The organism is Nakamurella sp. (assembly GCF_048594475.1).
Lineage (GTDB): Bacteria > Actinomycetota > Actinomycetes > Mycobacteriales > Nakamurellaceae > Nakamurella.
In genome coordinates this window covers 1-13248 of record NZ_JBMDXT010000135.1, presented here as the reverse complement: position 1 = coordinate 13248, position 13248 = coordinate 1, and the positions used below count along the sequence as shown (strand labels likewise).

At 73.2% G+C, this 13248-nt stretch carries 15 protein-coding genes; 10 read left to right on the top strand and 5 right to left on the bottom strand.

What is annotated here, in order from left to right:
* The 4 genes from secA to ACOJUF_RS06895 all read left to right on the top strand — a co-directional run.
* Nucleotides 1–2792 (top strand): preprotein translocase subunit SecA (gene secA / locus ACOJUF_RS06910; protein WP_420121125.1); only part of this gene is annotated, 2792 nt, incomplete at its 5' end.
* A gap of 53 nt (nt 2793–2845) precedes the next feature.
* A complete protein-coding gene (locus tag ACOJUF_RS06905) occupies nt 2846–2989 on the top strand; it encodes a hypothetical protein (RefSeq protein WP_420121124.1) in 144 nt (47 codons plus the stop codon).
* Nucleotides 2990–3008: 19 nt separating this feature from the next.
* On the top strand, nt 3009–4127 hold the full coding sequence (locus ACOJUF_RS06900; RefSeq protein WP_420121123.1) for a hypothetical protein: 1119 nt from the start codon (nt 3009–3011) through the stop codon (nt 4125–4127).
* Nucleotides 4128–4371: 244 nt separating this feature from the next.
* Entirely contained in the window at nt 4372–4743 is a 372-nt protein-coding gene (locus ACOJUF_RS06895) for an SHOCT domain-containing protein (RefSeq protein WP_420121122.1), read from the top strand.
* Between the two features lie 37 nt (nt 4744–4780).
* On the opposite strand, the gene ACOJUF_RS06890 is transcribed toward ACOJUF_RS06895, so the two are convergent.
* Nucleotides 4781–5110, bottom strand: a complete 330-nt coding sequence (locus tag ACOJUF_RS06890) for an Rv3235 family protein (protein ID WP_420121121.1) — start codon at nt 5108–5110, stop codon at nt 4781–4783.
* Between the two features lie 293 nt (nt 5111–5403).
* Nucleotides 5404–6504, bottom strand: a complete 1101-nt coding sequence (locus ACOJUF_RS06885; protein ID WP_420121120.1) for a LysM peptidoglycan-binding domain-containing protein — start codon at nt 6502–6504, stop codon at nt 5404–5406.
* Between the two features lie 132 nt (nt 6505–6636).
* Here ACOJUF_RS06885 and ACOJUF_RS06880 point away from each other — a divergent pair, with 132 nt between their 5' ends.
* On the top strand, nt 6637–7227 hold the full coding sequence (locus ACOJUF_RS06880; protein ID WP_420121119.1) for a hypothetical protein: 591 nt from the start codon (nt 6637–6639) through the stop codon (nt 7225–7227).
* A 101-nt stretch (nt 7228–7328) separates the two neighbouring features.
* Here the strand turns inward: ACOJUF_RS06880 and ACOJUF_RS06875 are convergent, their stop codons facing one another.
* The gene (locus tag ACOJUF_RS06875) at nt 7329–7580 is read right to left on the bottom strand and encodes a hypothetical protein (RefSeq protein ID WP_420121118.1); all 252 of its coding nucleotides are present in this window, start codon (nt 7578–7580) and stop codon (nt 7329–7331) included.
* Nucleotides 7580–7810 (bottom strand): helix-turn-helix domain-containing protein, encoded by a 231-nt coding sequence (locus tag ACOJUF_RS06870; RefSeq protein ID WP_420121117.1) that lies wholly within the window; start codon nt 7808–7810, stop codon nt 7580–7582. Before ACOJUF_RS06870 ends, ACOJUF_RS06875 begins: the two co-directional genes overlap by 1 nt.
* Before the next feature lie 160 nt (nt 7811–7970).
* Here ACOJUF_RS06870 and ACOJUF_RS06865 point away from each other — a divergent pair, with 160 nt between their 5' ends.
* From ACOJUF_RS06865 to ACOJUF_RS06845, 5 genes are all read left to right on the top strand, one after another.
* The gene (locus ACOJUF_RS06865) at nt 7971–8612 is read left to right on the top strand and encodes an SAF domain-containing protein (protein WP_420121116.1); all 642 of its coding nucleotides are present in this window, start codon (nt 7971–7973) and stop codon (nt 8610–8612) included.
* Nucleotides 8613–8630: 18 nt separating this feature from the next.
* Nucleotides 8631–9911, top strand: a complete 1281-nt coding sequence (locus ACOJUF_RS06860; protein ID WP_420121115.1) for an AAA family ATPase — start codon at nt 8631–8633, stop codon at nt 9909–9911.
* A gap of 100 nt (nt 9912–10011) precedes the next feature.
* Complete coding sequence (locus tag ACOJUF_RS06855; RefSeq protein WP_420121114.1) at nt 10012–10923, top strand: hypothetical protein; 912 nt, start codon at nt 10012–10014, stop codon at nt 10921–10923.
* Between the two features lie 93 nt (nt 10924–11016).
* Nucleotides 11017–12462, top strand: coding sequence for a WS/DGAT/MGAT family O-acyltransferase (locus ACOJUF_RS06850; protein WP_420121113.1), 1446 nt, complete (start codon nt 11017–11019; stop codon nt 12460–12462).
* A gap of 34 nt (nt 12463–12496) precedes the next feature.
* Nucleotides 12497–13009 (top strand): DUF6912 family protein, encoded by a 513-nt coding sequence (locus ACOJUF_RS06845; RefSeq protein WP_420121112.1) that lies wholly within the window; start codon nt 12497–12499, stop codon nt 13007–13009.
* 98 nt (nt 13010–13107) lie between these two features.
* Here the strand turns inward: ACOJUF_RS06845 and ACOJUF_RS06840 are convergent.
* Nucleotides 13108–13248, bottom strand: a 141-nt coding sequence (locus ACOJUF_RS06840) for a YceI family protein (protein ID WP_420121126.1), incomplete at its 5' end; no start/stop codon positions are given.

Sequence of the window (13248 nt, the reverse complement as noted above, 5' to 3'; positions counted from 1 at the left end):
CCACCGACGACCTGCTGGTCGAGGCGTTCGCCGTGGTCCGCGAGGCGGCCAAGCGCACGCTCGGGCAGCGGCACTTCGACGTGCAGCTGATGGGCGGCGCGGCCCTGCACCTGGGCAACATCGCCGAGATGAAGACCGGTGAGGGCAAGACCCTGGTCTCCACCCTGCCCGTCTACCTCAATGCGTTGGAGGGCAAGGGCGTCCACGTCGTCACCACCAACGACTACCTGGCCAAGCGCGACTCGGAGTGGATGGGCCGGGTGCACCGGTTCCTGGGGCTGGACGTCGGGGTCATCCTGGCCCAGCAGACGCCGGACATCCGCCGGGCCGCCTACACCGCCGACATCACCTACGGCACCAACAACGAGTTCGGCTTCGACTACCTGCGCGACAACATGGCCTGGTCGAAGAACGACCTGGTCCAGCGCGGGCACTTCTTCGCCGTCGTCGACGAGGTCGACTCGATCCTGATCGACGAGGCCAGGACTCCGCTGATCATCTCCGGTCCGGCCGACCAGTCGTCCAAGTGGTACACCGAATTCGCCCGGCTCACCCCTCGCCTGCACAAGGACGTCGACTACGAGGTCGACGAGTCCAAGCGCACCGTGGGCGTGACCGAGGAGGGCGTGGCCAAGGTCGAGCAGGCGCTGGGCATCGAGAACCTGTACGAGTCGGTGAACACCCCGCTCGTCGGCTTCCTGAACAACGCGCTCAAGGCCAAGGAGCTCTACAAGAAGGACCGCGACTACATCGTCGTCAGCGGCGAGGTCCTCATCGTGGACGAGTTCACCGGTCGCGTCCTGCACGGCCGCCGCTACAACGAGGGCATGCACCAGGCGATCGAGGCCAAGGAACGGGTCGAGATCAAGGCCGAGAACCAGACCCTGGCCACCATCACCCTGCAGAACTACTTCCGGCTCTACGACAAGCTCGCCGGGATGACCGGGACCGCCCAGACCGAGGCGGCGGAGCTGCACCAGACCTACAAGCTGGGTGTGGTGCCGATCCCGCCGAACAAGCCGGTGCAGCGCCTGGACGAGGCCGACGTCATCTACAAGACCGAGCTGGCCAAGTTCGAGGCCGTGGTGGAGGACATCGCCGAGCGGCACGAGAAGGGCCAGCCGGTGCTGGTCGGCACCGCATCGGTGGAGAAGTCCGAGCTGCTGAGCAAGCTGCTGCTGCGCGCGGGCATCCCGCACGAGGTGCTCAACGCCAAGAACCACGCCCGGGAGGCGGCGATCATCGCGCAGGCCGGGCGGTCCGGCGCGGTCACCGTGGCGACCAACATGGCCGGCCGTGGCACCGACATCGTGCTGGGCGGCAACGTCGACTTCACTGCGGACCTGGATCTACGGGCCAAGGGCCTGAGCCCGACCGAGACGCCGGAGGAGTACGAGGCGGGCTGGGCCGACGCGGTCGACGAGGCCACCAAGCGGACCAAGGCCGAGGCCGAGAAGGTGCGGGAGGCCGGCGGCCTGTACGTGCTGGGGACGGAACGGCACGAGTCGCGGCGGATCGACAACCAGCTGCGCGGCCGGGCCGGCCGGCAGGGCGACCCCGGTGAGTCCCGCTTCTACCTCTCCCTCGGCGACGACCTGATGCGGCGGGTGGGCGGTGGCACCGTCGAGGCGCTGATGACGCGGCTGCGGATGCCCGACGACGTGCCGATCGAGCACAACTTCGTCTCCAAGGCGATCAAGAGCGCGCAGACCCAGGTCGAGCAGCAGAACTTCGAGATCCGCAAGAACGTGCTCAAGTACGACGAGGTGATGAACAAGCAGCGCACCGTCATCTACGACGAGCGGCGCCGCGTGCTCGACGGCGAGGACCTGCACGAGCAGGTGCAGCACATGATCACCGACGTCATCACCGCGTACGTCGAGGGCGCCACCCGGCAGGGGTACGCCGAGGACTGGGACACCGACACCCTGTGGGGCGCGCTCCGCACCCTGTACCCGATCTCGGTCACCCCCGAGTCGATCGCCAAGGATCACGGCGACCTGACCAAGGACTCGCTCAAGGAGGCCATCCTCGCGGATGCCAGAGCTGCCTGGGCCACACGCGAGGAGACGCTGACCCCCCCGATCACCCGCGAGCTGGAACGACGAGTCGTCCTGTCCGTGTTGGACCGGAAGTGGCGCGAGCACCTGTACGAGATGGACTACCTCAAGGAGGGCATCGGCCTGCGGGCGATGGCGCAGCGCGACCCGCTGGTCGAGTACCAGCGTGAGGGCTACGACATGTTCGCGGCCATGCTCGACTCGTTGAAGGAGGAGTCCGTCGGGTTCCTCTACAACCTCCAGGTGCAGGTGGTGCCCGCGGAGCAGGCCCAGCAGCCCACGCCGGGCGCTCCGGTGGTCACGGCCACCTCGGCGGCGGCGACCGCGCTGGCCGCCGGGGGCAATGGCGCAGCGGCGGCGCCGGCTGCATCGCCCGCCGCGACCCCGGCCGGGGACGGCGCCGCGGACACCCCGGCCAATGGCCAGCCGGTGCGACGCCGGATGCGCCCGGTGGAGGCCCTGCCGACCGACCGGGCCGCCGCCCCCGCGCCGCCGACCGCGACGCCCGCGGCGTTGGGCGGCAAGGGTCTGGGCGGTCCGCCGCCGAGTGCCCCGCTGACCTACAGCGGCCCGACGGACGACGGCGGTACGGAGACCCGGCGCAGCGGCGCGGCCGCCGGCAAGGCCGGAGCGGCCACCGCGACCGGCAACAAGCCGTCGCGGAACGCGCCGTGCCCTTGCGGATCCGGCAAGAAGTACAAGCTCTGCCACGGGCGGCCGGGCAGTGAGTGAGGCCGCCGGCGCATCGTCATGCGATCGTCACCGGCACGGGGGATGCTGATCCCATGACTGCCGCCGACGACGCGCCAGAGCGCGGCCACCAGGGCATCGACGAGTGGGCCCGGCACGGGGTCGAGGAGTACGAGGAGCGCGACGCGGTCGAGCGGGCCGAACGGGGCGAGGAAACCGAGCCCGACCGGACCCGCTGACCGCCCGCGGGACCCCGGGGTGTCCACCGGGACGGGCGACCCGCTGTCGTCGCTGGACGACGGCTTCGACGCGGGCGACCCGCAGGACGTGGAGGCGCTGCGCCCCCACGTGGTGAACCTGACCCGTGGGCTGCTGTCGACCGACGGGATCATGCAGACGCCGATCGAGGACGTCGACGCGATCTTCGACGAGCACCTCCCGCGGTTCCTGGCCGACCGGCACGCTCAGGGCCGGACCGGACCCGTGCCGGTGGTGTTCTGGGCCCACGGCGGGATCGTCTCGGAGAGCGCCGGGCTGCGGATCGCCGGCCAGCAGGTGCCCTGGTGGGTGGAGAACGGCTGCTATCCCATCCATTTCGTGTGGGAGACCGGATTCACCGACACGTTGCTGAGCATCGCGAACCTGATCCGGGCGATGCAGCCGACCGGCGGCCGCGGCGCGCCCTGGTGGTCGGTCAAGCTCAGTGCCCAGATCGCATCCCGGCCCGGCGGCGGGGCCTACGAGGTGGCGCGCCGGCTGGCCCGGTTCTGGGCCCGTCATCCCGGCCGGATCACGGTGCACGCGGTCGGCCACTCGGCCGGGGCGATCTTCCACTCGCATTTCGTGCCGGCCGTGCTGTCGGCGGGCGGGCCCTCGGGACCGCGCTGGCGCACCCTGCAGTTGCTGGCCCCGGCGCTGCGGGTCGACGACTTCTCGTCGACCCTGCTGCCGCTGGTCGGCGGGGGCATCGACTCGCTGGTCGTCTACACGATGACCGACGCCGCCGAGCAGGCCGACTCGTGTTTCCGGGTCTACCGGCGCTCGCTGCTCTACCTGGTCAGCGAGTTGTTCGAGGACCCGACAGACAGCCCCCTGCTGGGCATGGAGGTGGCCATCCGGGCCAGTCGCGAGTTGCTCGCGGCGTTCGGGCTGGACCCGATCGAGCAGCGGGCCGCCGAGGTCGTCTGGTCACCGACCGGCGCGGACGCTCCGCCCGGCCGGCGGAGCATGGCGGTCAACCACGGCGGCTTCGACAACGACACGGACACGATGAACAGCGTGGCCGCCCGCATCCTCGGCCGGGCCCCGGCCACCGCATTCCCGGCCGGCGAGGTGTCGGCCAGCCGGTTCCTGCTGCCGCGCGAGTGGACACCCTGACGCCCCTCCGGCGGCGACCACGCCCGGCCCGGGCCGGGCGGGCGAACGCTGTCGCCCGGCGAACGCCGTGACCGCGACGCCCGCGGCCGGGTCGCTGACGGTGCGGCCGGGTGTGGCCGGCTGCGCGACCGGGTGGCGGGCGGTGCGTTGCGAGCCGGTCGGTGAGCCGCCCGGCCGCACGTGGCACACTCGACACGCCCGGGTGGTGTCGGTCCCGGGTCGGACGGATCGAGGAGAGCGGCGCATGTTCAGACGAGTGGGACGTCCCGGCCTGATCGGCACGGTGGCCCGGACGGCCGTGGTCGCGGGCACCGCGACGGCGACCGCGAACGCGGTCAACAACCGGCAGGCGAAGAAGGCCGCCGAGAAGCAGGCCTACGCCGACCAGCAGGCCGCGGAGCAGCAGGCGGCCGCCCAGCAGCAGTACGCGCCGCCGCCGGCCTATCAGCCGCCGCCGGCGTATCAGCCCCCGCCCGCCCCGGCTCCGGCCGCGCCCGCGGACGGCGGCGACGACGATCTGGTGGGCCAGCTCGCCCAGCTGGCCAAGCTCAAGGAGGCCGGCGTGCTGTCCGACGCCGAGTTCGCCGCGGCCAAGGGCAAACTGCTCGGCATCTGACGGGCTGCGCGCGGGCGCGACCGGCCGCCGGTGGGACTCACCCGATGTCCAGGGCGGTGACCCGCCACCGGCCGTCGACGCCCTCCAGGCGGAAGGCGATGGCGCGGGCCCGCGGTCCGCAGCGGACCGTCGTGCTGACCTCGGCGACGCCGTCCGCGGGCTGGCACACCCGCAGCGACATCAGCTGGATCGGGGTGCCCCCACCGCTCGTCGTACGGTTGACCAGGCCGGCGAAGACGGTGGGGGATGCGTGGATCCGCAGCTGCCCGACCGGCCGACGGCCGCCGAGCACCTCGATGAGGGCCGTCGCGAACACCTGCGCCGCCCGGGTGACGTCCGGCAGCTGGGCGGTGGCGGTGCGCCGCACGCCCACGTCCGGCTCCGCCGACCACGACGGAACCGCGTCGCAGGAAACTGAGTTGCGGGCCGCGGGTGCGCCTCGCGCCGGCCGGGACCCGCGGAGCGTGACCCCACCGGTCGGTGCCAGGACGGGGGCTCCCTGGATTCCGCGGTACGCCTGCCGCCTGCCGGCGGCCGGCAGGGTGGGCGGGGCGACGATCGGATCGAACGGCGGTTCGGAGTCCGGTACCGGCGCGAGGTACGGGCGTGGCGCCGGGTGACCGGACGACCGGTCCGCCGGCGAGCCGGCGACCGCGGCGGTCACTGCCGCACCTGCTCGCCGGGAGCGACCAGGAACTGACCCGGCACGATGCGGTCCGGGTCGTCACCGATGACCTGGCGATTGCCGAAATACCATGCGCGCCAGGCATTGTCGATATCCGCGTCCGTTGCATCGGGCCCGAGGGAGTGCGCCGCGATCCGCCACAGCGAGTCCCCGGGCTGCACGGTCACGATCCGCACCGACGGCTCCGGTGAGTCCGACAAGTCAGGTGGGGCGATCGGGGCGGCCGGCGGTGCCGCGATCGGTTGGGGCGTCGGTCCGGCCGCCGCCGTGACCGATGCCGGGGGCGGATCCTGCGCCGCCGATCCGCTCGACGGGCTCGACGCCGCCGGTGCGGGCCCGGTCGTCGCGTTCGTGGGGCCGGGCGGTGCCGGGAACGTCAGGCCGGCCGGGGTGGTCGGGCTGGCCGTCGCATCCGAGGCCGAACCGGTCGTCGGGACCGGTGCCGGTGACCCTGTCGCGATCGCGGTCGGGGGCGGGACCGGGGTCGGACCCGGGCTGCTCGGCGCTGACCCCGTCAACCCGGGCTCCGACTCGGAGGAGGGGCCGGCCCCGGGGGCCGGGTCCGGCCAGTCGATGGTGAACGAGCCGTCCGGCGCCGCCGCCCCGCCGGACGGATCGACCGATTGCCCGGCTGCAGGGCCCGAGGACGGGTCGCTCGCGCCGGCCGGGGCGGCGACCGGCGCCGCGCACGCGGCGGTGCCGGCGATCAGCGAGGCCCCCACCGTGGCGAGCACCAGCCGGCCGGCCGTGGCCGGGGCGATCCGTGGCAGCAGCCGGCGGGCCCGGTGTCCCGGGCGTCCGGGCATGCGGGTGAGCGCGCCGACGACGAGCACCACGACCGCCCAGCCGGCGATCAGCCAGGCGAGCAGACCGGCGGTGGTCAGCAGGATCGTCTGCACCGCCGCCAGCGGATCGCCGGTGGACCGGAGCGGCTGATCGCCGGTGAGGGTGGCCCACGCCTCGGCCGGCCCGGGCAACTGGGTCAGCAACGCCCCCAGCGTGACCAGGCAGGCCGACACGGTGAGCCGCGCCGAAGGCGCCGCTTCGTCGATGAGGTCGCGCTGGATCTGATTCACCCGTGTATCGCTGCATTTGACGTCATTTGACATGACTCGCAGTGAAGACGATCCGTTCGATGCCTGTCAAGAGCGATCGTCGGCCTTCCTGTCGACTTGACCCGTCTGCCCGGCCGTTGCGAGGCTGGGCCCATGCGGTGGGAGCGGCTGTTCGACGAGCTCGAGGGCCGGTTCGACGAGCTTGCCGACGAGCAGGCGGCGCAGGAACGCCCCGATCGGGAGCGGGTGGCGATCGGTGGCGTCACGGCGGTGGAGCGCCTGTCCGGGGCGCTCGATCACCCGGTTCGGCTCGGCCTGGCCGGCGGGGCGACCGTGGCCGGTCGATTGCGCGCGGTGGGGCCGGACTGGCTGCTGGTGGTCGAGGGGCCGGACCGGGACTGCGTCGTGCCCTGGCGGTCGGTCACCGTCGTGCACGGCCTGACCAGCGCGACGGGGCCGGCGCCGTCCGGCCTGGACCTGCGCCTGGACCTGCGCCACGCCCTGCGTGGCCTGGCCCGGGATCGGGCTCCGGTGCAGGTCGGCCTCGCCGGCTGGACCGGTGGGGAGGCGTCCGTCGCGGGCGCGTCCGCCGAGCTGACGGGGACGATCGACCGGGTCGGGGCGGACTTCGTGGAGGTCGCGCTGCATGCCGCCTGGGAATCGCGGCGGCGGGCGGCCGTGCGGTCGGTGGCGCTGGTCCCGCTCGCCGCGGTGCTGCTGGTGCGGGCGACACCGCTCGGCTGATCGACGCCCCTCGGCCCGGCCTCGCGAATGCGGCATCGACCGGCCCGCATGTGATGTCGGTGCGGTCTGACCGGGCGACGATCAGCCCGATCCTCCGGACGTCACCGTCGAGGTCGGTGGTCGTCGCCCGTCACGGACGTCAGCCGGGCTGCCGCGGCTCGGACGAGCTCGGAATAGTCGTCGGCGAACGGTTCCACCAGGACCGACTCGAGCGCGCAGCTCACCGCGTGCAGCGCAATGCGCTCTCCCGCGGTCGGGGTCTGGAGCTCGTCCTTGTCCTCCGAGCGGTGGAGCCATTCGAACAGGACCAATGCCTCGTCTGAGGTCAGCTCGACGGTGATCTGGCGGGCCATCAGGCGTCGCTGGGCATGGTGGTCGGCAGCTCGTTCAGGTTCGCGGCCGTGCGCCGGTAGGCCTGCTCGATGTACTCCTCGAGCTTGCTGCGCTCGACCCGCCACTGATTCCGCCCGCCGATCTGGATGCCCTGCAGGTCGCCGCTGCGGACCAGGGCGTAGGTCTGCGACGCCGAGATGTTCAGGATCTCGGCGACGTCGGCAAGAGTGAGGAAGCGCTCCGAAGCCACGGCGTGGATCCCTTCTGTTGTCGCTATGACGACAGGATAGGCCCGAGACGGGGGTCAAGGTCATCGTTGGGCTACTTTTGCGGGCAATTGACCGATGATGGGGTAGTTTGCCACCCAGAGTGTGGCACAGGTCGCGCCGGACGGACAGGGGAGGCTCGGCATGACGCTGCCGCCGGCCCCGGTGCCGCGCCGGCTGTCCCGCCCGCGGTGGATCAACGTGCGCGTGGTGGGCGGCATCCTGCTGGTGATCGCGGCCGTCCTGATCGGCGCCCGGGTGATGGCGGCCGGTTCGCAGACCGCGCCGGTGTGGGCGGCCGAACGGGATCTGGCCGCCGGCACCGTCCTGGGCGCGGGCGACCTGGCTGCGGTGGAGGTCAATCTGGGGGCGCACGCGGGCGCGTACCTGACCCCGGGCGCTGGCTCGCCCGAGGGTCTGACGTTGGTCGCGCCGTTGGCCGCGGGTGAGTTGCTCGCCGCGTCCGCCGTGGGGCCGGCCGGAAGCGGTCGGGTGATCGCGATTCCGGTCGCGCCGGAGAACATGCCGCCCGGCGTCGGCCACGGCTCCACCATCGACCTGTACCTGACCACCGAGGCCGTCCCGGGGTCCGGTCAGCCGGCCGCGACCGAGCTCGTGGGCCGGGACCTGACCGTGCAGTCGGTCGCCGCCCCGGCCGCCGGCGGGCTGTCCGGCGCCACCTCCAACCGGTACCAGCTGTCGGTGCTGCTGCCGGCCGACGTGGCCGATCGCCTGGTCCGCGTGTTGCCGACCGGTCAGGCCGTCGTCGTGCTGATCAGCGGCTGACGCGCCGGGGAGGTCGTGGTGAGCCAGGGACTGTTGACCGCGGGCAGCGGCCAGGGCTGGGAGAACGAGCTGGTCGCCGCCCTGGACCGGCCCGGTTCGCCGATGACGGTGCTGCGCCGCTGCGTCGACATCGGTGACGTGCTGGCCGTCGCCACCACCGGTCAGGCCGCCGTCGCGGTGGTCTCGGCCGATCTGCGCCGCCTGGACACCGATGCGGTGACCCGGCTGCGCTCGTCCGGCGTCGCCGTCGTCGGGGTCCATCCGGCCGGCGACGAGAACGCCAGGGCGCGACTCGTGCGGATCGGGATCACCGCCCTGGTCGCCGACGACGCCGGCGTCGACGCGGTGGTCGCCGCGGCCCGGGTGGCGGTCGCGGAGATCGCCGACCTCGACCGGGTGGAGGGGGTGGCCTCGTTCGCGGCCGCCGATCCGATGGCCCCCCTGCCGCCGCCCGGGGCCGGCGCGGAGGCCGAGATCGCGGACGGCCCGCCCCCGCGGGGGACGGTCGTCGCGGTGTGGGGACCGACCGGGGCGCCGGGCCGGACCTTGCTGGCCACCAACCTGGCCGTCGAGGCGGCCGGCCAGGGGACACCGACCCTGCTGATCGACGCCGACGTGTACGGCGGGGTCGTCTCGTCGGCGTTCGGGCTGCTGGACGAATCACCCGGGCTGGCCGGAGCCTGCCGGCTGGCCGCCGGCGGCCGGCTCGACCTGGGCGCCCTGGCCGGGTTGTGCTGGTCGCTGAGCGACGACCTGCGCCTGTTGACCGGCATCGCCCGGGCCGACCGGTGGCCCGAGGTGCGGCCGTCGGCGATCCCGCTGGTCCTGGACGCCGCCCGGGAGATGGCGCCGCTGACCGTCGTCGACTGCGGCTTCGCACTCGAATCCGACGAGGAACTGTCCTTCGACACCCGGGCGCCCCGGCGCAACGGTGCGACGCTGACGGTGCTGGCCGAGGCCGACGTGGTGCTCGTGGTCGGCTCGTGCGACCCGCCCGGACTGGAACGGCTGGTCCGCGGGCTGGCCGAGCTGGGAGAGGCGGTGCCCGACGCGGTACCCCGGGTCGTGCTCAACCGCTGCCGGTCGTCCGTGGGGTCCGCGGCGGAGGCCGAGGCGGCGGTGCGCCGGTTCGCGGGGGTCGAGGTGGACGCCCGGTTGCCCGAGGACCGGGCCGCGACCGACCGGGCCTGGCGGCGGGGCGTGGCCCTGGCCGACGCGGCGCCCCGGTCCGCGCTCCGCGGTGCGATCGGCGACCTGGCTCGGTCGCTGACCCGGCTCCCCGTCCGCGGCGCCCGGTGATCGCCAGTGATCACCCACCGATCGCGCATTGATACCGACCGGGTGATTCGGTCCGAAGGGCCATCGGCGACCATGGGCGGGTGAGCGAGGTCCGCGCGTCATGACGCATCCCTTCGACGTCCCGGCCGATGCCCAGGTCCGGCACACCGGCGGCCGGGGCGCCCTGGTCAGTCAGGTCCGCTGGGAACACCCCGACGGGTCGACCGCCACCTGGGAGTCGCGCAAGGCCCGCAAACGCGGGTTCATCGAAGTCGTCCGGGACGGCGTCGTCCAGCGGATCATGGCCCGGCCGGCGGTCGCCGTCCGGTTGCGACGGTGCAACGACATCTCGGGCTTCTCCTTCTTCCTCGGCGGCGCGCTGTTCACGCTCGGGGCTCTGCTGTCCCAGTACTCGTCGGCGTCCCTGCCGGTGATCGACTGGACGTTCCTGATCGGCGGCTTCTGGTTCTCCACCGGCGCCTACGTCGCGCTCGTCCAGGAGATCAATTCGCCGCGCCGGATCGGCACCGACGGTGCCCTGGCCGCCCGGCCCTGGCGCTGGTGGGCCTACGAGCCCGACCGGCCCGGCTGGCTGGCCGCCTTCGTCCTGTTCTGCGGCACCCTCGCCTTCGCCGTCAGCCTGGTCGACGCGTTCCTGACCGAACTGACCGCGGGCCAGACCGACAAGCTGATCTGGGCCCCCGAGATGGTCGGCTGCGTCCTGTTCCTGGTCTCCGGACACATCGGCATCATCGAGGTCTGCCACGGCCGGCTCCGGCTGATGCCGCGCGATCTGGGCTGGTGGATCGTCGTGGTCAACCAGGTCGGGTCCTGGCTGTTCCTCCTCTCCGGTCTGGCGGCGTTCGTGCGGCCGGCCACCGGCGAGGTGATCAGCGTCGGTGCGATCAACTGGGGTACCGCGTGGGGGGCCGCCTGCTTCAGCGTCGCCGGCCTGGCCCAGCTGTTCGAGCGTCCGTCGGCCCCGGTTCCCGCCGCCGTCCCCGGTGACCACTCGCGCCCGGTGCCCCGATGATCTGTGCCACGATGACGGGATGAGCAGGGTGGGCGGGCCGGCCCGGGTCGGCCGCGCGAGTGGACGGCGCCGGCGGGCCGGGAGGGTCCGGCCATGACCGACCGGCTGTCCGCCACCGACGCCTCCTTCCTCTACGCCGAGGACGAGGGCACGCCGATGCACGTCGGCGGGGTCGCCATCCTGCAACCGGACCCGGACGGACCGGACTTCCAGTACTCGACCATCGTCGATCTGATCGAGTCGCGGCTGTCCCTGGTCCCGCGCTACCGGCAGAAGGTGCGGTTCGTGCCGGGCCGGCTGGCCCGGCCGGTCTGGGTGGACGACGAGGACTTCGACATCACCTACCACGTCCGCCGCTCGGCGCTGCCCAAGCCGGGCACCGAGGTCGAGCTGGACGAGCTCGTCGGCCGGTTGATCACCCGGCCGCTGGACCGGACCCGCCCGCGCTGGGAGGTCTACGTCATCGAGGGGCTGAACGGCGGCCGGGTGGCCCTGGTCAACAAGACCCACCACGCGATCATGGACCGGATCGGTGCGGTGGACGTGGCCGCCGCGATCCTGGACGTCACCCGGCGGTCCCGCGACCTGCCCGACCAGCCGTGGATCCCGAATCCGGCGCCCGGCGACATCGACCTGGTGGTGGACGCCATCGCCGATCTGACCGCCCGGCCCTCCGAGGTGCTGGAGGTGGCCAAGACCTTCGCGCAGGACGCGGGGGCGGTGGCCGGCAAGCTTCTCGGGGTCGCCGGGCGCGTCGCCGAGATGGCCTGGCACACGGTCAGCCCGGCGCCCCGGTCGCCGCTCAACGACGCGAAGAGCGGGCTGCGCCGGTTCGCCAGCGTGCGGTGCGACCTGGAGGATTTCAAGAAGGTGCGGCGCGCCCACGGTGGGTCGATCAACGACGTCATCATCACCGTGATCACCGGTGCGCTGCGGTCCTGGTTGCTGTCCCGCGGGGAAGCGGTCACCGCGACCACCAGCCTGCGGGCGATGGTCCCGGTGTCGGTGGCCGGTGTGCCCGGGGAGGACGCCGGATCGGTCACGTCCTACCTGGTCGACCTGCCGATCGCCGAGCCCAACCCGGCCATGCGGCTGCACCAGGTGTCGTTCGCGATGGGTCCGCACGTCGACTCCGGGCAGCAGGTCGCCGCGGATGCGCTGGTCGAGCTGGGCCGGTTCGCCCCGCCGACGCTGCACGCGCTCGGGGCCCGGGTGGCCGGCCAGCTCTCCCGGCGCACCTACAACCTGCTGATCACCAACGTGCCGGGGCCGCAGGTGCCGCTGTACGCCGCCGGCTATCCGGTGGTGGCGATGTACCCGGTCGCGCCGCTGACGGTCGGGCATGCGCTGGCCGTGTCCTGCACCTCGTACAACGGGGGCGTGTTCTTCGGCATCACCGCGGATCGGGAGGCGGTCCCGGACGTCGGCGAGTTCGCCGCCCAGATCACCGAGGCGGTCGACGAGATCCGGTCGACGGTCCCCGCGTCCGGGTCGTCGCCGACGCCGGCCCGCACCCGGCGGTCGAGGTCCAGTTCGTGAGCGGAGCGCGGGCTGCGGCCCGGCGGGGGGACGCATGAGGATCTATCTGCCGAGCACGGTCTCCGGGGTGCGGGCGGCCCTGGCCGACGGGGCCGTCCCGGTGCGGTCCGGGGTCGCCTTCGCCGTCACCGGGGAGTTGCGGCGGGAGTACCCGGACTGGTCGGACGAGGAGCTGGAGTACCTGGCGATGCTGGACGCCTCGCGCGCGTCCCTGCGTCTGCTGGCCGCGGCCGGGGCCGCCGAACCGGCGCTGCGCGTGGTGGTCGCGGCGGACGTGGAGGACGCCCGGGCGACGCCGCGGCCGGATCGGGACCGGGCCGTCGTCGAGGTCGACCAGCCGTCCGTGCCCTGGAAGCGGGTCGCCTCGGTCCACCTGGACGATGCCGGCGCGGCCGACGCCGTGCGGGCCGCGGCCGCGGTCATCGACGCCGCCGACCTGGGCGACGCGGACGCGGAGTTCACGCTCGGCTCGGCCGAGGACTTCGACCTGGCCTGGTACGCCCCTGGCGAGATCCGCTACCTGATGGAGGAACTCGGCACCGGCTGAGCCGGGGCCCGACCGGCCCGGGAACGCCGAAGGCGGGTCCGACCACCGGTCGGACCCGCCTTCGTTCCGGCGGTGTCGCCCCGCTCGGTCGACCCAGCTCAGTCGGCGTTGCGCACGAACTCGAGCTCCAGGTCGATCTCGACCTTGTCCGCGACGACCGCATTGCCGGCGCCGAAGGCGGCCTCGAAGCTCACGCCGTAGGCCTTGCGGGAGATCGAGGTGGTGGCCGAGAAGCCGGC